General features: G+C 70.5%; 8 protein-coding genes. All 8 read left to right on the forward strand.

What is annotated here, in order from left to right:
• Positions 1-5,138 (forward strand): non-ribosomal peptide synthetase (locus P0645_RS12010; protein ID WP_284164828.1); only part of this gene is annotated, 5,138 nt, incomplete at its 5' end.
• Positions 5,135-9,193 carry a non-ribosomal peptide synthetase gene (locus P0645_RS12015; protein WP_284164829.1) on the forward strand — a complete coding sequence of 1,353 codons (4,059 nt, stop codon included), beginning with the start codon at positions 5,135-5,137 and terminating at the stop codon, positions 9,191-9,193. The genes P0645_RS12010 and P0645_RS12015, both read left to right, overlap by 4 nt.
• Positions 9,190-17,649, forward strand: a complete 8,460-nt coding sequence (locus P0645_RS12020) for a non-ribosomal peptide synthetase (protein ID WP_284164830.1) — start codon at positions 9,190-9,192, stop codon at positions 17,647-17,649. Before P0645_RS12015 ends, P0645_RS12020 begins: the two co-directional genes overlap by 4 nt.
• On the forward strand, positions 17,646-18,914 hold the full coding sequence (locus tag P0645_RS12025) for a class I SAM-dependent methyltransferase (protein WP_284164831.1): 1,269 nt from the start codon (positions 17,646-17,648) through the stop codon (positions 18,912-18,914). The genes P0645_RS12020 and P0645_RS12025 overlap by 4 nt, the downstream gene beginning before the upstream one ends.
• Complete coding sequence (locus P0645_RS12030; RefSeq protein WP_284164832.1) at positions 18,911-19,588, forward strand: 4'-phosphopantetheinyl transferase family protein; 678 nt, start codon at positions 18,911-18,913, stop codon at positions 19,586-19,588. Before P0645_RS12025 ends, P0645_RS12030 begins: the two co-directional genes overlap by 4 nt.
• Positions 19,585-21,195 (forward strand): cyclic peptide export ABC transporter, encoded by a 1,611-nt coding sequence (locus P0645_RS12035; protein ID WP_284164833.1) that lies wholly within the window; start codon positions 19,585-19,587, stop codon positions 21,193-21,195. The genes P0645_RS12030 and P0645_RS12035 overlap by 4 nt, the downstream gene beginning before the upstream one ends.
• Positions 21,192-21,941 carry a thioesterase II family protein gene (locus P0645_RS12040; protein WP_284164834.1) on the forward strand — a complete coding sequence of 250 codons (750 nt, stop codon included), beginning with the start codon at positions 21,192-21,194 and terminating at the stop codon, positions 21,939-21,941. The genes P0645_RS12035 and P0645_RS12040 overlap by 4 nt, the downstream gene beginning before the upstream one ends.
• The gene (locus P0645_RS12045; protein WP_284164835.1) at positions 21,938-23,524 is read left to right on the forward strand and encodes an amidase family protein; all 1,587 of its coding nucleotides are present in this window, start codon (positions 21,938-21,940) and stop codon (positions 23,522-23,524) included. The genes P0645_RS12040 and P0645_RS12045 overlap by 4 nt, the downstream gene beginning before the upstream one ends.
• Positions 23,525-23,549: the final 25 nt, after the last annotated feature.

The raw sequence follows: 23,549 nt of genomic DNA on the forward strand, positions 1-23,549 counted from the left end.
CCGCGCCCGGACCCGCACCCGGAGCCACCCCCGCTGCCGCGCCCACCCTGCCGCCCGGCCGCGGCGAAGAGGGCAGCCCCGCCGCCACGGGCCGGGCTACGGAGCAGCCCTCAGCCCCCGGCGACGCCACCAGCGACGCCCCCGGACCCACCCCCGGACCCACCCCCGGCCCAACCGCCGGGCCAACCGCCGGACCCACGCTCGCCGACCTCTTCGCCGAGGCCGCCCGCCGCCACCCGGGCCGCATCGCGCTGCGCGACGGCGCGCTGAGCCTGACCTACGCCGAGCTCGACGCCGAGACCAACCGCCTCGCCCACCACCTGATCGCCGAGGCGGCGACCAGAAACCTCGCCCCCCGCACCCTCGGCCCCGACCATATCGTCGCCCTCGCCGCCGACCGCTCCGCCGCGATGATCACCGGCCTCCTCGCCATCCTCAAGACCGGCGCCGCCTACCTGCCCCTCGACCCCGACCATCCCGACGAACGGCTCGCGATGATGATCGAGGACGCCAACCCAACCCTCATCCTCGCCGACGCAAAAACCGCATCCCGCCTCGAACCAATCACAAAAACCCCCATCACCACCCTCACAACCAACACATCCCACCACCCAAACACTCACCCCAAAACCCGAACCACAAACCAGAACCTCGCCTACCTCATCTACACCTCAGGCTCGACAGGAAGACCAAAGGGCACGATGGTCAGTCATCAGTCCGTCGTCCGGCTGTTCTCGGCCACCGATCACTGGTTCGGCTTCGGGCCCGGCGATGTCTGGACGCTTTTCCACTCCTTCGCCTTCGATTTCTCGGTCTGGGAGATTTTCGGCGCGCTCTCGCACGGAGGTACGCTTGTGGTGGTGCCCTGGGCCACCTCGCGCGATCCCGCCGCCTTCGAGCGGCTTTTGGTCGAGGAAGGCGTGACGATCCTCAACCAGACGCCTTCGGCCTTCCAGCAGCTCGTCGCCCACCGGACGGGCCGCGCGGCGCCGAAGCTTGCGCTGCGCCGCGTGATCTTCGGCGGCGAGGCGCTGAACCGGGCGGCGCTTTCGCCCTGGTTCGCGGCCGAGGGCGACACAGGCCCGCAGCTTGTGAACATGTACGGGATCACCGAGACCACCGTCCATGTCACCTATCAGCCGCTGACCGCCAACGAGACCGCGCCGAACGCCATCGGCGGGCCGATCCCCGATCTGGAAATCCGCGTCCTCGACACCGCGCTGGAGCCCCTGCCGCCCGGCATCCCCGGCGAGATCTACGTCGCGGGTCCGGGGCTGGCGCGCGGCTATCTGAACCGGCCCGACCTGACGGCGGAACGGTTCCTGCCCGACCCCTACGGCCCGCCCGGATCGCGTATGTACCGCAGCGGCGACCTTGCCCGTCGCCGCCGGGATGGCGGATATGACTATGTCGGGCGCGCCGATCAGCAGGTGAAGGTGCGCGGCTTCCGGATCGAGCTTGGCGAGGTCGAGGCGGCGCTCGCCGCCATTCCGGGCGTCCGGGCCGCACATGCGGCGGCGCGCGACGGGCGGCTTCTGGCCTGGCATGTCTCGGACCTTGGCGCCGACGATCTGCGGGCGGCGCTTGCCGACCGGCTGCCCGCCTATATGGTGCCGCAGGCCTTCATCGCGGTCGAGGCGCTGCCGCTGACTGTGAACGGCAAGGTCGACCGCACGGCCCTGCCCGACCCGTCCGGCGCCGAACCGGCGGCGGAAATCGTGCCGCCGCGCACGCCGACCGAGGCGGCGCTCGCGCGTATCTGGGCCGAGGTTCTCGACCGGCCGGCGGTTGGCGTGACCGAGAATTTCTTCGCCGCGGGCGGGGATTCGATGCGCGCGGTCACGGTCGCAGCCCGGGCACGCGAGGCGGGCCTTTCGCTGAGCGTCGAGGCGATCTTCCGCCATCAGACCGTTGCGGCGCTGGCGACGCTGGCGGCTGCGGCGCCCGCCGCCACCGCACCGACCCTGTCCAGAGAGGATCGCGCCCGTCTGCCCCAGGGAGCGGAGACCGCCTGGCCAATGACCCGGCTGCAGCTTGGCATGCTCTTCCATGGCGCCGCCGAGGCGGCGTCTGGCCTCTATCACGATGTCTTTTCCTTCCGGCTGCGCCTTGGCTGGAACGAGGCGCATTTCCGGTCCGCGCTGAGGCTTCTCGTCGCGCGCCATCCGGTGCTGCGATCCTCATTCGACCTGCAGCGTTTCGCGCGCCCGATGCAGCTCGTCTGGGCGGACGTACCGCTGCCGGTCGAGGTCGCCGACCTGACGGCGCAGCCACCTGAGGCCCGGCAGGCGCGGATCGAGCGTGATCTGCAGGCCGAGCGTGCGCGCCCCTTCGTGGCCGAAGAGGCGCCGCTTCTGCGCGTGATCGTCCATGTGCTGGATGCTGACGATGTGCAGATCACCCTGAGCTTCCACCACGCGATCCTCGATGGCTGGAGCGTCGCGGCCCTGCAGGCGGAACTTCTCGATCTCTGGGCCCGGATCGGGCGCGGCGAAAACCCCGCGCCGCTGCCCCTGGCCAATGACCCGTCGGTCGCGGCCCATGCCGAAGAGGCCGCACTCGCCTCGGGCGCGGCCCGCGCCTTCTGGGCCGATGCGCTCGAGGGGCATCGGCTGCTTGAACTGCCGCCTGCCCAACCGGCCGCAGCGGGCGCGCCGCGTCACGGCTCGCTGCCCGTCGCGCTTGATGCGGGCCTCGCGGCCGGGCTGGAAGCGCGTGCCAGAGAACTTGGCGTACCGGTCCGGACGCTGCTGCTTGCCGCACATATGAAGATGCTGTCGGTCTGGGGCGGCGCAAGCGATGTCACCACCGGCCTTGTTACCCACACGCGCCCCGAATGCACCGATGGCGAGCGGATGCTGGGGCTCTTCCTCAACAGCCTGCCGCTCAGGCTGACACTCGGCACCGACAGCTGGCGCCTGTTCGCCGCGCGCCTGTTCGAGGCGGAGCTTGGCCTTGCCGCGCACCGTTTCTATCCGCTCGCCCAGATCGTCGAGGACCATGGCCGCGCCATGCTCTTTGATGTGGTCTTCAACTTCATCAACTTCCATGTTCTGGACCGCGCGCTCACCGCAGCCGGGACCGACGCACCCGATCTGGTCGATCATTCCTCTTTCGAGGCCACGAATTTCGCGCTGACGCTGCATGCGGTGCAGCGCGGCAGCACCTTGTCGCTCAACTTCGCCTTCGACCGCGCCCGGATCGACGAGACGACCGTCCGGCGTATGGCCGACACCTGCCTCGCCGCGCTGCGGATGGTCGCCGAGACGCCCGACAGTTCGGTCGCCGACATGCCTGCGCTTTCCGGCACGGATCGCAAGCTGCTCGAAGGCTGGAACGCCACGCAGACCGTCTATGCCGACGCCGACACGACCCTCACAGCGCTGATTGAGCGGGCGGCGGCGGGCCACCCCGACCGGACAGCCCTGCGGTTTGGAGGCGGGGCGATGGATTTCGCCACCCTGAACGCCCGCGCCAACCGGCTGGCGCATGCCCTGCGCGCGCGCGGTGTCGGGCCCGACACGCCCGTCGGCCTGGCGGTCGAGCGGTCGTTCGAGATGATCGTGGCCATCCTCGCCATCCTCAAGGCGGGCGGCGCCTGGATGCCGCTGCCGCCCGATTATCCCGCCGAGCGTCGCGCGATGATGATCGAGGATGCCCGGCCCGCTTTGATCCTCGCCCAGCCGCATCTCGCCGGTATCCCGGGCGCCGAGGTGATGCTTCTGGGGCCGGATCACGAGCCGCAGGACCAGCCCGACACCAACCCCGATCCGGTCGCCGGGCCTGATCATACCGCCTATGTGATCTTCACCTCCGGCTCGACCGGCCGCCCGAAAGGCGTGGCGGTTCCCCACCGGGCCATCGTCAACCGGCTGCTGTGGATGGGCGAGGCCTATGGCTTCGGCCCCGACGACCGGGTGATGCAGAAGACGCCCATCGGCTTCGACGTATCGGTCTGGGAACTGATCCTGCCGCTGATGTGCGGCGCCACGATGGTGATCGCCGCCCCCGAAGGCCACCGCGACACTGCCTACCTGTCGCGCCTGATCCGGGAGGAGGCGGTGACGGTGCTGCATTTCGTGCCGCCCTTGCTCGACGTCTTCCTCGACGCCGGGGATGCGGGCGCCGCGGGTTCGCTCCGCGCGGTCTTCTGTTCGGGCCAGGCGCTGCCACGGGCGACCGTCCGCCGCTTCCACAAGCTGCTGCCGCAAGCCGCGCTTCACAACCTTTACGGCCCGACCGAGGCCGCCGTGGATGTCACCGCCTGGACCTGCACGCCATCGGAGCGCGATGAAAGCGTGCCGATCGGCCGGGCCATCGCGAATGTGACGATGCATGTACTGGACGAAGGGCTATCGCCGGTGCCGCCCGGCGTCGCGGGCGAGGTCTATATCGGCGGCGTCGCCCTCGCGCGCGGTTACCTGAACCGGCCCGACCTGACGGCGGCGGCTTTCCTGCCCGACCCGTTCGGCCCGGCCGGATCGCGCCTTTACCGCACCGGCGATATCGGCCGCTTCCGGCCCGACGGCGCCATCGATTATCTCGGCCGCGCCGACGACCAGATCAAGATCCGCGGCATGCGGATCGAACCGGCCGAGGTCGAGGCCGCGCTTCTTGCCGAAGGCGCGGCGCAGGCGGTGGTGATGGCGCGCCCGGGCGCAGACGGTGCGGCGGAGCTTCTGGCCTGGGTCGTCGGCGGCCCGGATGCGGCACAGCTGCGCGCGGGCCTCGCCCGCCGCCTTGCACCGGCGATGATGCCCGCCCGTATCGTCGCGCTCGCCGCCCTGCCGCTGACCGCGAACGGCAAGGTCGACCGCCGCGCCCTGCCCTCTCCAACCCGGGAACAACGCCTTGTCGTCACCCCGCGCAGCCCGACCGAGGCGAGGGTCGCGGCAATCTGGGCCGCAATCCTCGCGCAGCCGGATGTCGGCGCGACCGACGATTTCTTCCGCCTCGGCGGCCATTCGATCGCGGCGCTGCGGATGCTTGCCGAGCTGCAGCGCGAGACCGGCATTGCCGTCTCGCTGCGCACCTTCCTCGCCGAGCCGAGCGTCGAGGCGCTCGCCGCCGCGCTCGACGCCATCGCCATGACCGCCGCCCCCGACAACGCCACCGAAACGGAGACGATCCTGATATGACCATCGCCGACATCATTCGCGAGGCCAGCGGCGCGGGCGTCAGGCTCTGGCTGAAGGACGGCCAGCTTGCGGTTTCCGGCAAGGGGCCGGTGCCGGACGGCCTTCTGGACCGGATCCGGACCGAGAAACCGGCGATCACCGCCTGGCTCGCCGCGCTGGCCGAGGATGCGGCGGCGCAGGCCGACCCGATCCTGCCGGGCGTGGCACCCGAGGGGGGCGAGCCGCTCTCCTTCTCGCAAAAGCGTCTCTGGGTGATCGAGGAGATGGAGGCAGCGGCGGGCCTTTATACCGTGCCGATCGTCCTGTCGGTGCAGGGCGCGCTCGACATACCCGCGCTTGAACGCGCCCTGACCGCGCTTGTGGCGCGGCACGACATCCTGCGCACCGTGGTCCGCCCGACGGCTGAGGGCGCGGTGCAGCATGTACTGCCGCCCGCGCCCGTGATCCTCGACCTTGCCGATCTCTCGGCCGAGGCTGATCCCGCCGCCGCTCTGACGGCCCTTGGCCGCGCCGAGGCGATGGCCCGTTTCGACCTCGCCAATGGCCCGATGCTGCGCGCGCGCCTGGCCCGGACCGGCCCGGCGGCGCACTGCCTCTTCCTCACGCTTCACCATATCTCGACTGACGGCTGGTCGAACGGCGTGCTCTTGGACGAACTCGCGCGGCTTTATGCGGGCGAGGAGCTGCCCGCGCCGCGCCTGCAATTTGCCGATTTCGCCCGCTGGCAGCGCCAGCTGGTGGAGCGGCGCGGCGCCGCGCTCGCCGACTGGTGGGCACGCGAACTCAAGGGCGTGCCCGACGTTCACGACCTGCCGACCGACCGGCCCCGCCCGCCGGTCCTGACATCGGCAGGCGGCAGCCTGCGCGGCGCGATCCCGGCCGACACCACCGCGCTGCTGCGTGACCTCGCGCGGCTCAGGGGTGTCAGCCTCTTCACGCTCCTCTTCACCGCCTACGCCGCCCTTCTGCACCGATGGTCGGGCGCCCGTGATCTGGTGGTGGGCTGCCCGGTCGCGGGGCGCGAGCGCGACGAGCTGAAGGAAATGGTGGGCTTCCTTGTCAACACCCTGCCCCTGCGCGCCACCCCCGACCCCGAGGAAAGCTTCACCGATTTCCTCTCTGCCTGCGCGCGGCGCACGGCGGACGCCTTCTCGCATCAGGACCTGCCGTTCGAGATGATCGTCGAACGGCTGAACCCCACGCGCAGCCTCAGCCACACGCCGCTGGTGCAGATCGCCTTCTCGCTGGCCCAGGCCGAGGAGAGGGGCTTTTCCTTTCCCGGCCTCACCTTCACCGGCGTCGAACCGATGGTAGCACCCGCGAAGTTCGAACTGTCGCTCGCCATCGCCGACCGGGGCGAGGCGGGGCTCGACCTCGACTGGTCCTACGCCACCGACCTTTTCGAGGCGCCGGGGATCGCAAGGCTGAACCGCGGGTTCCTGTCGCTGCTCGATGCCGTAGCGCGCGATCCGCGCACACGGGTCGGCGACCTGCCGGTCGTTTCGCCCGCCGAGGCGGAGGCGCTTCTGACACTCGGCACCGGCGTCCGGATGGACCATCCCGAGCCCCCGCCAAAACCCTACGAGCAGATCGAAGGCTGGGCGGCGCGCCAGCCCGACGCGGTCGCCGTCGAGGAAGGCGACGGGCGCTGGACCTATGGCGAGATCAACGGGGCGGCCAACCGCCTTGCCCACCACCTGATCGCGCGGGGCCTCCGCACTGGCGACAGCGTCGGCATCGCCACCGGCCGCCATGCCGAGATGGTGATCGCCGTTCTTGCCGCCAACAAGGCGGGCGGGGTCTTCGTGCAGATGCCGGTCGACGTGCCGCCCGAACGGCTGCGGCGCATCCAGGAAGATTGCGGGGCGGAGGTGATCCTGACCACATCGCGCCTGCCCGATGCTGCAGCACTTCCCGGCGCGCTGATGCTCGACCGGCCGGAACCTTGGGCGCACCGCCCCGCCGGAAACCCGCCGCGCCATGCGGGCGAGAACTGCTATATCGTCTATACCTCCGGCACGACCGGCATGCCGAAGGGCGCGATCAACACCCACCGCGGCCTTTACAACCTGTGCCTCTGGCAGACCGGCCTGACCGGCATCACCGACCGCTCGGTCCATACCTGTTCGGCCAATCCCGCCTTCGACGCGGTCGTGTGGGAAATCTGGCCGACCCTCACCGTGGGTGGCCGCCTCGCAATCCTGTCGTCCGAGACATTGTCGGACCGCGACCGGCTGCAGGCCGCCATCGACCGCGCGCGGCCCAGCCATTTCTGGCTTCCGACCGGGCTGATGGAAGCGATGTGCGCGGCGGGCCTTGTCATGCCCGCCTCGGTCGAATGGGTCTGCACCGGCGGCGACCGGCTGCAGACCTATCCGCTGCCGCGCGACCGGGGCCTGCCGCTTCTGAACATCTACGGGCCGTCCGAAGCCTCGGTCTTCACCGTCTATGCCGTCCTCGGCCCCGATCACCACGGCACACCGCCGATCGGACGCCCGGTCGGCAATACCAACGCCTATGTGCTCGACGACCGGCTGCATCTGGTGCCTGAGGGCGCCGTCGGCGAACTCTGCATCTCCGGCCCCTTCCTCGGACCGGGCTATATCAACCGCCCCGAACTGACGGCCGAGAAATATGTGGCGAACCCGTTCGCCACACCGGGGCACGACACGCTCTACCGCACCGGCGACATCGCGCGCTGGCGGCCTGACGGGCAGCTCGACTGCCTCGGGCGCAGCGATTTCCAAGTCAAGATCCGCGGCTACCGGATCGAGCCGCAGGAGGTCGCAGCCGAGATCCTGCGCCAGCCCGGGGTGAGGGCCGCCTTCGTCGACGTGGCCGAACGCGGCGACAAACGGCTCGTGGCCTATGCGGTCGCGGCCGAGGCACAGACCGACACCCACCGCCTGCAGGAACGGATCGCCGAGGCGCTTGCCCGCGTCCTGCCCAGCTACATGCTGCCTGACCGGTTCGTCTGGCTGGGCGAGCTGCCGCTGACCGAACGCGGCAAGATCGACCGCCGCGCGCTTGCCGCGCTCGACGCGGGCGGGCCCCAGCAGGTCAATACCGCAAGCCCCCGCGACGCGATCGAACATCGGCTCTACGACATCTGGTCCTCGATCCTTCTGCATCCCGAGATCGGGGTGAAGGACAATTTCTTCGACATCGGCGGCAATTCCCTGTCGGCGATCAAGACGATCTACCGGATCAACGAGGCCTTCGGCACCCGCTTCGCCACGACCGAGATCGTCGCCCATCCGACGATCGAGGCGATGGGCGGGCTGATCCGCGCGGGCGAAGGCCGCAGGCCCTCGGCCAACCCGGTCTGTTTCCGGCAGGGCGACGGCGCGGCCAATGTGATCTGCATCCATCCCGCAGGCGGCACCGCCTATGGCTATCTCTCGCTCGCCAAGGCGCTGCCCGCCCATATCGGCGTCTGGGGGGTGCAGTCGGTCGGCGTCGAGCCGGACGAGGCCTTCCTGCCCGACATAGGCGCGATGGCCGACCTTTACCTGACGCTGGTCGAACCGCTCCTTGACCGGCCCTGCGTGCTGACCGGTGCCTCGTTCGGCGGGTTCGTCGCTTATGAAATGGCGCGGCGGCTGGCCGAGCGCGGCATCACCCATGTGACCGCGGTCCTGCTGGATTCGATGGGCAGCGACGATCCTGCCTTGCGGGCCGACGAGACGACCGCCGATGCCGCGACCTTCCGCCAGAAGCTCGTGACCTACAACGGCATGTATCCCGGCATCGAGGACGGGCAGATCGCCCAATATCACGCGCTTTACAATCACAACACGCTCGCCTCGCGCCGCTGGGATTTCCGTGCCAGCCGGGGCCGCACCGTGCTGATCCAGGCCATCGCCGGGCGCAGCCGCCTGCAGCTTCTGGCACTGCGCTTCTTCTGGCGACTGCGCGCCAAGGGGCCGTTCCTCTTCAAGGTCACCGGCGGCGACCATTCGACCATGCTCGAAGGTGCCGACGTGACCCGCATCGGCCGGATTATCGAGAAGATTCTCACCGGGCGGCTGCTGCCGCCGAAGGACAGACCATGACGTCGCTTGTCTCCCTCTTTCAGGATCAGGTCCGCCAGCGTCCGGATCACCCGGCGCTGCTTGGCGCGCTGAGTTACAGCGCGCTCGACGCCGCGTCGGACCGCGCCGCGCGCCAGCTGATCGCACGGGGCGCGGCACCCGGCGATGTCGTGGCGCTCGCGCTTCCCCGCTCGGCCGACCTTCTGATCGCCATCCTCGGCACGTTGAAGGCCGGGTGCAGCTTCTTCCCGCTCGGCACCAAGCTGCCCGCCGCGCGCCTCGCCTCGCTCCTGCGGACCAGCGCGGCCCGGCTTCTGGTGACGGAAGAGGAGCGTGGCCTCGCCCCCGGTATCTGCCCGACGCTTCCCGCAGCGCTGTTGACCGCCGGGGCCAACGCAGTCGCCCTGCCCTCCCTCGACGACGACCCCGCCCGCCCCGTCTGCCTGTTCCATACGTCGGGCACCACCGGTCACCCGAAAGTCATGCCGGTCTTCGCACGCGGCATCCTGCGCATCGCGCTCGTGCCCGACTATATCCGGCTCGGCACGGACGCCCGCATCGCCCATATGGCCAACCCCGCCTTCGACGCGCTGAGTTTCGAGGTCTGGGGCGCGCTTCTGAACGGCGCGACGCTGGTCGGTTTCTCCGACGAGGAGATGCTCGATCTCGACCGCGCCGCCGAACGGCTGCGTGTCACGGAAGTGACCGACGCCTTCATGACGACGGCCTATTTCAACCTCCTGGCCAGCGAGAAGCCCGGGGTCCTTCGGGGGCTGCGCCAGGTGCTCTTCGGCGGAGAACAGGCCAATCCGGCGATCCTGCACCGTCTATGCGCCGATCACCCCGGCATGAGCTGCCGGATCAGCAATATCTATGGTCCGACCGAATGCACGACCTTCGCGCTTGCCCATCCGATTGATCCGTCGGTCTGGGCGCGCGCCGACCACCCGGCCACCATCCCGGTCGGCCAGCCGCTGCGCGAGACCTGCGCCGTCATCACCCGCGACGGCGCACCGGCCGCCGACGGCGAATGGGGGGAAATCTGGCTTGGCGGCGCGGGGCTGACGTCCGGCTATCTCGGCCAGCCCGAGGAAACTGCCGCCCGTTTCGTCACGCCCGACTGGGCCGACGGTGAAAGATATTACCGGACCGGCGACCTCGGGCGCCAGACCGCCGCAGGCATCGAATGCGGCGGGCGGCTTGACCATCAGGTGAAACTGCGCGGCCACCGGATCGAACTGCCAGAGATCGAGACGCGGCTGATGGCCGAGCCGGGCGTAAGGCAGGCGGTGGTGCTGGTGCGCGACGGCCAGATCGTTGCCCATGTCGCGGGCGAGCCCGCGCCCGAGCCCGCGCGGCTTGCCGCAGCGCTGGCCGATAGCCTGCCCGCCTACATGCTGCCGCAGCGCTACGACATCCGCCCGCGCCTGCCGCTGACCCCGAACGGCAAGGCCGACCGGGCCGCGCTGGCACTGACACCGCTGCCGCCCGCCGGGCGCACCTTCGCCGAGATGGGCGGCGACAGCCTGTCGGCCGCGCGTCTGGTGCAGCGGCTCCGTGCCGAGGGGGTCGAAGTAACGGTGGCCGAACTCCTCTCCGGCGCGCCGCTCGCGGACCTTCTCGCCCGCGCGCCGACCGCCCCGGCGCCTGCCGAGCAGCCGACCGATGCGCCGCTCCTGTCCTATCCTGCCGCCGCCGAACAGCGTCGGCTCTGGCTGCTGCAGCAAATGCGACCGGCCTCGACCGCCTATTCCATTCCGCTGCGCTTCGATTTCGAGGATCCGATCGACCGCCCGGCGATGGAAGCCGCGCTGACCCGGCTCTTCGCGCATCATGCGGCACTGCGCTCGGCCTTCGCCGAAGCGCCGGACGGGCGGCTCATGATCACCATCACCCCGCCCCGCCCGATCCCGCTGACCGAGGTATCCGACCCGGATGCCTTCTTCGCGCTGCCGTTCGACCTGGCCGAAGGCCCGCTTCTGCGTGCCGCGCTCAGCGGCCAAAGCCTGCTTCTGAACCTGCATCACGCCGTGGTGGATGGCGCGTCTCTCAATCTGCTTCTCGCCGACCTTGCCCGGCTCTATCGGGGGCAGGACCCGGCGCCCGCAGGCGACTATTCCGGCTATCCGCGCCTGCAGGACGCCACCTTCGCCTCGCCAGCCTACCGCACCCGCCGCCAGAGCCGCGCCGCGCATCTGGCGGCCTTCCCGGCGCCCGAGGCCGATCCCCTGTATGCGCCCGACCAGCCGACCGGACGGCTTTGCCATTTTTCGCTGCCGCGCCCGCTCCTCGACCGGCTGAAAACCCTCGCCGCGCGGCGGAACGAGACGCTCTTTCCGCTGCTCCTCGGCGCCGTTGCGCTCGCCGAATGGCGCATGGGTCTTGGCAGCAACCTGTCCATTGGCGTGCCGGTCGGGCTGCGGCCGGACGGGTTCGACCGGACGGTCGGCATGTTCGTCAACAGCCAGGCCTGCCGATTCAGCATCGACCCGGCGACGCCGATATCCGACTGGCTGGACGCTGTCGCCCGCGAAACCGCCGCGATGCTGGCGAGCCATGACGTGGCCTATGACCATATGCTGGAGGACCGCCGCGCGACGGGCAGCTACGGCGGGCTTTTCGACACGATGTTCGTGCTGGAAAACACCGATCACCGCCTGCCGGGCCTGAAGGCGCGCTTCCGCCATCCCGAACGGACCGTGCCGCGTTTCCCGCTGACGCTTTTCGCCACAGTGACCGACGAAGGGCTGGTCTGCCAGATCGAACATGACCTGACCCGCCATGACGCGGCCTTCGCCGCCCGCCTCGCGGCCCGTTTCACCGAGGCGCTGACCGCCATCGCCGACGGGGCAGGCAGGATCGCCGATCTCTCTCCGCTGCCCGACCCGCTCGCGCGGCTTGCCCTTCATGCGCAGGACCGGCCTGACTTTCCCGCCGTGCGCCAGGGCCGCCGGACGATGAGCTTCGCCGCGCTTGACCGTGCCGCCGATGCGATCGCGGCCCGCCTTCTGGCCGAGGGTCAGGGGCAGGGCGCGCTCGTCGGCATCGCACTGCGCCCGACGCCCGAAATGGTGGCGTCAGTCTTCGGCATCCTGCGCGCGGGCGCGGCTTATGTGCCGCTCGACCCCGCCTATCCGGCCGCCCGGCTTGCCGGAATGATCGAGGACGCGCGCCTCACCCATGTCATCTCCGACGGCAGCGCGCCACTGCCAGCGGGGGTAACGGCCGTCTCGCCCGTGGGCGCTGACCAGACGCTGCCAGCAGCCGTGCCGCAGGGCGATCTTGCCTATGTCATATTCACCTCGGGTTCGACCGGCCGCCCGAAGGGCGTGCCGATCCGGCGCGCCTGCCTTGCCCATTATCTTTCCCATGTCGAAACCGCCTATCTCGGCGCGACCGGCCTGACGGGCGGCGTCGTCAGCACATCGCTCAGCTTCGACGCCACGGTTACCTCGCTCTTCGGTCCGCTTCTCGCGGGCCTCCCGGTCATCCTGCCCGACGGCGACGGCACCGACACAATGATCGCTGCCCTCGCGCGCGAGGCGCTCGGCCTCGAGCCGCGGCTCTTCAAGCTCACCCCCTCGCATTTGGCTGCCCTCATCGCCTATGCCGGTGGCGCCACCGGCCCCGCCGCGCATCTTTTCGTCGTCGGCGGCGAGCAGCTTCCCGCGCCGCTCGTATCCCAGGCGCTGGCGCGCTTCCCCGCCGCGCAGATCGTCAACGAATACGGGCCGACCGAGACCACCGTCGGCTGTGCCACCGCCTGGGCACGGGCGGGCGCGCTACCGCAGGCAGAGGGCGCCATGCTGATCGGTCGCGCGATCGCGGGCATGCGCCTCACGCTCCGCCGCGCCGACGGCAGCCTCGCGGGCCCGGACGAGGAGGCAGAGATCTTCATCGGCGGCGCCGGCCTCTCGTCCGGCTATCTCCACCGTCCCGACCTGACGGCCGATCGCTTCCTGCCCGACCCGGCGGGCGGGCTGCACTACCGGACCGGCGACCGCGCGCGGCGCCTCGCATCGGGCGACCTCCTCTTCCTCGGTCGTACCGACGACCAGATCAAGCTGAACGGTTTTCGCATCGAACCCGGAGAGATCGAGGCCGCGCTCCGCGCCTGTCCGGGCGTCACCGGCGCTGCCGTTCTGGCCGAGGGCGAGACGCTCGTCGCCCATGTCACGCCCGAAACCCTCGATCCCGGAAAGGTCGCCGCAGCCGTGGCGGAGGTTCTACCCGCCCATCTGCGCCCCGCCCGCATCCTGCCGCGCGCCCGCCTGCCGCTTTCGCCCGCAGGCAAGCTCGACCGCGCGCAGTTGCGCTCGACGGGGCCAGGTGCGCCCCCGTCGCCCCGCGCCATGTCTGGCCACCCGGGCGACCGCCTGATGGCGGTTTTCGCCGAAGTGCTTGGCCACCCGGTCGCGCCCGGCCAGCATTTCTTCGATGCGGGCGCGGGATCGCTGGCGCTGATGAAGGTCCATGCCCGGCTGAAGACCGAGCTGCCCGGCCTTCAGCTCGTCGACTTCTTCACTTACCCGACCATCGCCGATCTTGCCGCACATCTGTCCGCCACCGGTCCGGTGCTGCCAACGAGCGCAGCCGTTGCAACCCCTCTCGGCACTAGCTCCGATACCGCCGCCGACCGGCGCGTCGCGATCATCGGCATGGCGGCCAGTGTGCCTGGCGCCAGCGATCTCGGCGCCTTCTGGGACCTGATCCGCAGCGGCCGCGAGGCAATCCGGCACGGCGCCTCGCGGGGTGCGGACCATGTGAACGCGGTCGCGATGCTCGACCGTCCGCTCGGCTTCGATCCCGCCTTCTTCGGCCTCACCGACCGTGACGCGGCGCTGATGGACCCCCAGCAGCGCCATCTTCTGATGGGCGCGGTGCAGGCACTCGACCATGCGGGCCTGTCGCCCGGGCGCCAGCCGCGCATCGGCCTTGCGCTGTCGAGCAGCGAGAACACCTATCACCGCGCGCTCCTGCGGGCGGGCGAAGCGGCGGGGGCCAGCGACTACGGGCTCGCCGTGGTCCATGAAAAGGACTTCCTCGCCACCCGTATCGCCCATCTGCTAGGCCTCGAGGGCCCGGCACTGACGGTGCAGACCGCCTGTTCCGGCTCGCTCGTCGCCGTCCATCAGGCCTGCCGGATGCTCCTCGCGGACGAGGCCGATGCCTGCCTTGCCGGGGGCGTGGCGCTGGATATCGCCACGGCAGACGGCTACCGCCACCAGCCTGGCCACATCTTTTCCGCCGACGGCCATTGCGCCCCCTTCTCGGACCGGGCGCAGGGCACGGTGCCCGCAAACGGCTGGGGCATCGTCGTGCTGAAACGGCTCGACCGGGCAATGGCCGACGGCGACCGTATCCTTGCGGTGATCGAGGCGAGCGCGGTCAACAATGACGGCAACCGCAAGGTCGGCTTCACCGCCCCCTCGGTCGCCGGACAGCGCGGCGTGATCGCGGCGGCTCTGGCACAGGCAGGCCGCCGCCCCGCCGAAGTAGGCTATGTCGAGGCGCATGGCACCGCGACCGAACTTGGCGATCCGATCGAGGTCGAGGCCCTGTCGTCGGTCTATGGTCAGGAACCCGTGGGCGCGGTGGCGCTTGGCTCGGTCAAAAGCCAGATCGGCCATTTGGGCGCGGGCGCCGGCATCGCCGGGTTGATCCGCACGGTTCTCTCGCTTCTGAACAGCAGCCTGCCGCCGACTTTCGGCTTCGATCGCGCCCATCCCGCGCTCGACTTCAACCGACTTCCGTTCCGCGTCCTGACGCGGGCCGAGCCCTGGCCCGACGCAAGGCCGCTCGCCGCCGTGTCGAGCTTTGGCATGGGCGGGACGAACGCCCACCTGCTGCTCTCGCCCGCGGCGACCGAGAGCCAAGCGGCGCCGCACGGCAAACTCGTCTTCCCCTTCGCCGCCCATAGCGAAAGCGCGCTGCGCGCGCGGCTGGCGTCTGTCGCCGACCGGCTGGCCGCCGGGGCCGACCCGGCCGCTCTCGCGGCCGCGCTCGCGCGCGGCCTCGACGACCGCCTGCCGGTCCGGGCCGCTGTCGCGGCCACCGGCGCAGAGGAGGCCGTCGCAGGGCTCGACACCGCGCGCGCCCACCGGCCGACGGGCTGGTCGGGCAGCGCACCGGCCGGGGCTGATGCGCTTGCGAAGGCCTGGTGCGAGGGCCTTCCCGCCGCCGCCCTGCCGCAAACGCCCGGCACGCGCCCCGCCTGGGACCTGCCGCCTTACGGGTTCGACCTCACCGACCATCTGCACCCGGCCCTTGCAAGGCAGGTCGCTGGCGATGCCGCACCCGTGCGGCGACCGCTCGAGGACTGGTTGCTGCAACCGGTCTGGCAGCGGATCGGGATGAGGCATGCGCCTGCCGACGCAGCCGTATGGCTGACGGACGACAGGCAACTGCAAGATCTCTCGCCCGGCGCGCATGTCGGCCTCGACCTTTCGGCAGCCTCCGATCCGGTGAGCCAGGCACTCGCGCTGCTGCGCGGTCACGGCGGCCGCCTGCGCGACCTCGGCGCGCATGTGACTTTCTTCACCTCCGGTTCGTTCGGCCCGGAAGGCATGACCGAGCCCGCCGCCGCCCTCGTCGCGGCGCTCGCCCGCGTTGCGGCGGCCGAGCTTCCGGGCCTGCGCCTCAGGCTCATCGACGGCAGCGACCGTGACACCCTTCCGCCCGCCGGTCCAGAGCGGCCCTTCGACTGGCTCGCGCTCCGCGCGGGGCGGCTCTTCCGCCGCGATCTCGCACCTGTCGGCACCGCCACTACAGCGCCGCCGCTGCCCAACGGCACCTACCTGATCACCGGCGGCAGCGGCGGCATCGCCGCCGCGATGACCGAGGCGCTGCTGGCAGACCCCGCGAACCGCGTGATCCTTCTGTCGCGCAGCGGCCGCGGCCCCGTTCACCCCCGCGTGACGCTCTGGCAGGGCGACGTGACCGATGGCCGGCGGATGGCGGCACATGCCGAAACCCTGCGCCTCTCGGGCATCCGGCTTGCAGGCGCGATCCATGCGGCCGGGCTGCCGGGCGGCGGCGCGCTCGCGCTTCTCTCCGACCGCGCCCTTGCCGCGACCCTCGCGCCAAAGCGCGACGGCGCCCGCCTGATCCTCGACCATTTCGCGCCGCTGACCGAGGAGTTCGTCCTCTTCTGTTCATCGCTCTCGGCCGAAACCGGCATCGCGGGCCAGGCCGATTATGCCGCCACCAACGCCTGGCTCGACGCGCTGGCCGAGGGCGCGACCGGCCCCGGCCCCCGCATCCTGTCGCTGTCCTGGCCCGCCTGGCAGGGTGTCGGCATGGCGGCGCAGGTCCGCGCCTCCGGTGGCCGGATGGCCGCGCTTGCCGAAAGGCTCGACGCGATGGCGATCTCTGCCGGGGAAGGGATGGAGGTCCTGCGCCGCGCGCTGTCGCTCGGGCGGCCGCATCTTGTTGTGTCCCCGCTGCCGCATGAAACCGTGCTGCGGTTCGATGCGCCTGAGATGCCCCCTGCGAGAGGGACCGACAATGGAGACCTGGCAACGCTCTTCGCCAGCCTTCTCGGCCGCAGCGAGGTCGATCCCGACGCGTCCTTCTTCGATCTCGGCGGCGATTCCCTTCTGGCGCTCGATCTCTTCGACGCGGTCGCGAAGGCGACCGGGCAGCGCCCGCCTGCCCGGCTTCTCTCCGGTCGGCTGAGCCTTTCCGACCTCACGGCCGCACTTGAGGCGCCGGAAGGTCCGGCCAAATCCGGCGCACAACCCGTGACTCTGCGCCCCGGTACCGCCCCGCCGCTTGTCTTCCTGCACCCGATCGGCGGCGACCTGCCTGCCTACCGGGCGCTGATCGCCGCCCTGCCGGAAGGCCCCGCGATCCTTGGGGTCGAGGACCCGGCCCTTACCGACCCGGGCGCGCCCGAGGAAAGCCTGACCGGCAAGGCGCGCGCCTATCTCGCCGCCCTGCCGCCAGGGCCCTTGCGCCTCGCGGGCTGGTCCTTCGGCGGCCTTCTCGCCTACGAAATGGCACGCCTCGCGCCGGGCCGGATCCTCGACCTGACCCTGATCGACCCGCCGCTTCCGCGCACCCGCAAGGCCGAGGCAGAGACGGAAGCCGCCTTCCTGAGCGAGCTTGACGAACGTCGCGCAGGGCGGATCGGCGGGCGGATCGGCGGCGAGCGGGACGGCGCGCGCGGCCAACCCTACCTCTACAAGGTGGCGGCGGTGTGGAAGCGCAACGCCCGCGCCCTCGCGGCCTATGAACCGGCGGGCCCGGTGGAACTGCCCGCCCGCCTGTGGCTCGCCCGCGATCAGGGGCTTCTTGACGAACGCACCGCCGACTGGCGCGGGCTTCTGCCGCGCGTCCGGACCGAGCGGCTGGAGGCAGACCATTTCGCGATCCTCGAAGGGCAGCAGGCCGCCCGCATCGCGGCCGCACTGGCCACGCCGCCCTCCCGCTCGACCGCCGTCGCCCCCCAACCCGAAGAAACGCCAGCCGAATGACCGACTATCTTTCCTTCAATGCCGCCGAAGATCTCGATGCGGCCGAGATCGACCGGATCAACCGCGATTTCTACGGCCGCTTCAACTACCCTTGGCGCCCGCTCAGCCTGACGGCGCTGGCCGATCCTGCCTTCCAGGCGCGCTTCCTCTGTCAGGAGGCGGGCGATTTCGACGGGACCGCCGTGCCCGCCGATGGCGACATCTGGGTCGCGGGCTGCGGCACCAACCAGGCGGTGATCACCGCCCTGCGCTTCCCCGGCGCCCGCGTCCTCGGCACCGACATCTCGACCCGCTCGCTCGAGGTCGCGGCCGAGACCGCGCGCCAGCTTGGCCTGACGAACCTCACGCTCGAAGAGGCGAGCCTGAACGAGCCGCGCCACGAGGCGGCCTTCGACCATGTGATCTGCACCGGTGTCATCCATCACAATGCCGACCCCGAAGTGCCGCTTGGCACCCTTGCCCGCGCGCTGCGACCGTGCGGCGTGATGGAGCTGATGGTCTACAATTACTACCACCGCACCCACACGACCGCCTTCCAGAAGGCGATCCGCACCCTGTCGCGTGCCAGCGGACGCGGCGGCGATATCGCGGCAGAGCTGCCGATGACGATGCAGATGGTCGCGACCTTTCCGCAGGCGGGCTCGATGGCGGATTTCCTTGCGCTGCAGCGCGACCTGCCGGAACCGGCGGTGGCGGATTCGCTCCTGCAGCCGGTCGAATATTCCTACACGGTCGAAACGCTCGCCGCACTTGCCGCCCGCGCGGGCCTCGCCCTCGGCCAGCCCTGCGTCAACCAGTTCGACCGGCTCTCGGGCCAGTTTTCCTGGGACCTCGCGCTGACCGGACCGGCGGGCGAGGCCTTCGCCGCGCTAGATGACATGCGCCGCTGGCAGGTGGCCAACCTCCTGATGGTCGAGAAGTCGCCGATGCTCTGGTTCTATCTCGGCCATGGGCCGGGAAGGCGAACCCGGGCCGAGGTCAATGCCGAATTCCTCGCGCGCCCCTTCTGCCCCGCGACCTGCGAGACGCGCACCTACATTCTGGGCGAGGACGGGCATTACAGCCTGTCGCCGCGCGCCGCACGCCTGCCCGCCCCGGCCGAGCCCGCCGATCCGCAGGCGCGCGCGCTGTTTGCCGCGTCGGACGGCACGGCGCCGATGCGCGCGCTCTTCGACCGACTCGGCCTCGCCACAGACGAAGCAATGGTGACGCGGCTGCGCACGCACCTCACGACACCAGCCTTTCCCTATCTGGTGGCGGCATGATCGACGGCGCGCTCGACATCTCGGCCCCCTTCGACCTGCCCGACCTCGTCTGGGCCGGGGTGCGGCTGCAGGCCGATCCAGCGGACGAGGCTGCAACCGGGCTCGCCCATGAAGATGCCGAGACTGGCGCCTATGCCATCGCCCTGCCCGACACGCTGGGCCGCGCGGTGGGCAAGCGGCGGCGGGAATATCTGGCGGGCAGGCTATGCGCTGCCCATGCGCTCCGCCGCCTCGCTGCACCCGAGGCGCTTGGCCAGAACGGCCGCGCGCCGGTCTGGCCCGCAGGCACGGTGGGCTCGATCACCCATACCGACCGGCGGGCGCTGGCCATCGCCTCGCGGCGCCATGCACGGCTCGGTCTCGATTGTGAAGAGGTCATGGGCGCCGAACAGGCCGAACGGCTCGCGCCTGCGATCCTTGCACCGGGCGACGCGGCCGTTCGGCCCGCAAGCCTTGGCTTTGCGGCCTTCGTCACGCTGGTCTTTTCCGCCAAGGAAGCCTTCTACAAGGCCCATTCGGCCGCCATCGGCCGGGTGGCAGACTTCACCGAGGCCCGGATCACCGGCCTTGCGCCCGACCGGCTGCACCTGGCCTTCGAGGGCCGCGACCATATGCTGCGCTGGCGCCTCTCTGGCAGCGACTGCCTCACCCTTCTTGCGGAGCCCGCGCCATGAAACGCCTGATTGCCACCCTCTTTCAGGCCGACCCGCGCGCCGCGCTCGTCGCCATCGCCGCCAGCATGCTGAGCGGGATCAGCGCCGCCGCCATGGCGGTGATCCTGACCCGCGCCCTGCAGGCCGAGACCCGGGGCGCGGCCCTCGCCGCCGCCTTCTTCGCCGCCGCCATCAGCCATTTCGCGCTGAGGGTCTTTTCCGAAAACCGGCTGATCGCACTGACCCAGGATGTTCTCCTCGGGCTGCGCCTCTCGCTTGCCCGCCGCCTCTTGGCCACGCCGCACCGGCGCCTGCAGGAGATCGGCCGCCAGCCGCTGCACACGATCCTGACCCGCGACATGGACACGTTCGTGGGCGCGGTGCAGCTCATCCCGCTTCTGATCGGCAATCTCCTCTTGATCCTCGGCTGTTTCGCCTATCTCGCCTGGGTCAGCTGGCAGGTCTGCGCGGTGGTTCTTCTCTGCCTTCTCGCCGGGGCAAGCCTCTTCAAGGCGGCCGAACGCCGCCCGATCCGCCGCATCCACGCGCTGCGCGAAGAGATCGACCGGCTTTACACCGCCCAGCGCGCGCTGGTCGACGGATCGAAGGAACTGCAACTGAACGCCGCGCGCGGCAGCGATTATGTGGACGGGGTGATCGGCCGGGCAGCGGCGGGCGTCGCGCGGGAATATGTCGGCGCCATGTCCGGCTATATCCGCGTGATAAATTTCGGCAACAGCCTGTTCTATCTGGTGATCGGCGCGGTCCTGTTCCTGCCCTGGCTCGGCGGAGCCGACGCGCTGCCCGCCGTCCTCGTCATGCTGTATCTCGTCCGTCCGGTGGCCGAGGCGATGATCAGCCTGCCCGCGCTCCGCCAGTCGGCGGTCGCGCTCAAGCGGATCGACGGGCTCGCGGACAGCCTCGCCCCTGACGCCCGCCCGCCCGTAGCCTTGCCGATGACGCGCGAGATCACGCTCGCGGGCGTCACCCACAGCTACCGGACCGACAGCGACGACCGCATGTTCACCCTCGGCCCGGTCGATCTGGCGATCCGCCCCGGCGAAATCCTGCTCCTCGCGGGCGGCAATGGCAGCGGCAAGACCACGCTCGCGCTGCTCCTCGCCGGGCTCTATGCGCCGGAAAGCGGCCGGATCGAGGTGGACGGCGCGCCGGTCCGCCACGAGGAGCGCGCGCGCTACCGCCAGATCTTCTCGGCGATCTTCGCCGATTTTCACCTTTTTGCCGAATTGCCGGGCAGTGACGATCCGGAAACCGAGGCCCGCGCCCGCCATTATATCGACCGGCTCGGCCTTGGCCGGAAGGTCACCGTCTCGGGCGGCAGGCTCTCGACCACCGATCTCTCGACCGGCCAGCGCAAGCGGCTGGCGCTCGTCTCGGCCTGGCTCGAGGACCGGCCGGTCTATCTGTTCGACGAATGGGCGGCCGATCAGGACCCGGCGTTCAAGGCGGTGTTCTACCGCGAGCTGCTGCCGGAGCTGAAAGCACGCGGCAAGGCGGTGATCGCCATCACCCATGACGATGCCTATTACAGTACGGCCGACCGGGTGATCACATTGGCCGAAGGAAAGATCGAGGTGCGCTACGACCGGTCGGAGGCGGCCGAATGACAACGGGCGCCACACTCCAGGGCGACTGGCTTGCCCATGTGCCGAAACCCGGCGCCACGCGGCGGCTCGTGGTCTTTCCCTACGCGGGCGGCAATCCGTCCGCCTTCCTCGGCTGGTCGGCGGCACTCGGGCCGGAAACCGCGCTTTCTGTCGTCACCCTGCCCGGCCGGGGCCCCCGGCGGCGCGAACCGCAGCCCCAGGACCTGCGCGCCGAGGCCCGCCAGATCGCCGCCGCCCTCTCGCGCCTCGGCGGGCCGGAGCCCTGCCATGTCTTCGGCCATTCGATGGGCGCGGTTCTCGCCTTCGAGACGCTGCGCGCCATGACACTCATGCATCTGCCGCTGCCGCGCCTCTTCGTCGCCTCCGGCTGCCGCTGGCCTGCCGCAATGGAAAAGGACGATCTGCATCTTCTGCCCGAGCCCCAGTTCCGCGACAGGCTGCGCACCCTCGGCGGCACACCCGCCGAGGTTCTGGCGCATGAGGAGCTGATGGCACTCGTCACGCCCGTCCTGCGCGCCGATTTCGCCATGCTGAACCGGTACGACTACCGCCCCTCGATCCGGCTTCCTGTGCCGCTGCACCTCTTCGCCGGGCGCAGGGATGAACGTGTGCCCGCAAGCGACGTCGAGGGGTGGTTCGGCGAAAGCAGCGCCCCGGGGCAACTTCACTGGTTCGACGGCGGACATTTCTTCCTGCACGAGGAACAGGATCTTCTGATCGCCCGCCTGAAGGCGCTGATGGGATGAGTGCGCGCCTGTCCAGCCTCGCCGAAGAGGCCCGCGCGGCGGGCGACCGCTTGCTGCATGCCCGGCGGCTGTTGGAACGCTGGCCCGAGGCGCGTGAGTTGAACGCGATTGCAACGCCCGCCCCCCTGTCGGCCGACGGGCCGGACGGGCCGCTCTACGGCGTTCCGGTCACGGTGAAGGACAGTTATGAAACCGCCGGGCTGCGCACGACCGCAAGCCATCCTCCCCTTGCCGACCATGTGCCCGGTGAAGACGCGTCGCTCGTCGCGCGCCTGAAGGCCACCGGCGCGGTGATCCTTGGCAAGACCAACCTCGCGCCCCTCTGCGGCGATGCGCAAAGCATGAGCCCGCTCTTCGGCACGGTCCTGAACCCGTGGAATCCGGCCTACACGCCCGGCGGCAGTGGCGGCGGCGGAGCGGCGGCGGTCGCGGCAGGCCTCTCGCGGCTCGATCTCGGCAGCGATCTTGGCGGGTCGGTGCGCCTGCCTGCCCATTATTGCGGCGTGGCCGCGCTGAAGATGACCGAGGGGCGCTTCGACCTGACGGGCCACATCCCGCCCTTCGGCGGTGCCCCTGCCCCGCCCTTCCAGTCGGCGGGCCTGATCGCGCGCGACTGCGCCGATCTCGCCGAGGCTTTCGCAGCACTTGCGGGCGAACCGGCCGCCCACGCCGCGCCGGGGCGGCTGACCGTCGCGCAGATCACCGACACGCCCTTGCCGCTCTGCCCCCGGACCCGCGCGGCACTGGCGCAGGCATCGGCCTGGATCGCCGAGGCCGGTCATCGCCTTGAGCCATGCGCCTTCGACATGCGCCGCGCCTGGCGGGCCTATGGCGCGATCCTGACCGGCGACACATCGCGCCGCCTGCCTCTCTGGCGCAGGCGCCTTCTGGGTGCGCTTGCGCTCACTTCCGGTCGCCGTCCGGTCCGGCAGGCACTTCTGCGCGGCCTTGCCGGGCAGACTGCCGCAGGCGCCGAGGCCGACCGTGGCGCGGCACGGGCCGAGGTCAGCGGCGCACTCGAAACCGCGGACCTGATCCTGCTTCCGGTATCGGCCACCGCCGCCTTCCGTCACCTGCCGAAACCCCCGAGCCCGCTCAGCGTGCGCCGCATTCCGGCGGGAAGGCTGCGTCTGCCTTACATGGAAGCGACAATCGGCCTGACCATCCCCTTCTCGCTCACCGGCCATCCGGTCATCGTCCTGCCGGTCGATTGCATCGACGGGCTGCCGGTGGGCGTGCAGCTCGTCGGGCGCCCCGGCGAGGAACAGGCGCTTCTTGCGGCCGCCCAGCGGCTCGAAGCCGATTTCGCCCGCCACCGTCCCCCCCTCTGGCAGACGCTTCGCGCCCGCCTTACCCTTTCATCGTCCCCAGACCAGGAGAAAGACATGTCCGAAGAGCCGCTTTTCACCGTCGTCCTGAACGGCGAGGAACAATATTCGATCTGGCCCGAGGGCAAGCCGCTTCCCGCTGGCTGGACCGCCGAGGGGTTCCTTGGCCCCAAGTCCGCCTGCCTCGACCATATCGCCACGGTCTGGACAGACATGCGCCCCGCATCGCTTCGTCGCCAGATGGCTGAGGACTGAACTCGCCCGGCCCCTACCATCGGCG

The sequence above is a fragment of the Frigidibacter sp. SD6-1 genome, from assembly GCF_030143255.1.
Classification (GTDB): domain Bacteria; phylum Pseudomonadota; class Alphaproteobacteria; order Rhodobacterales; family Rhodobacteraceae; genus TMP-24.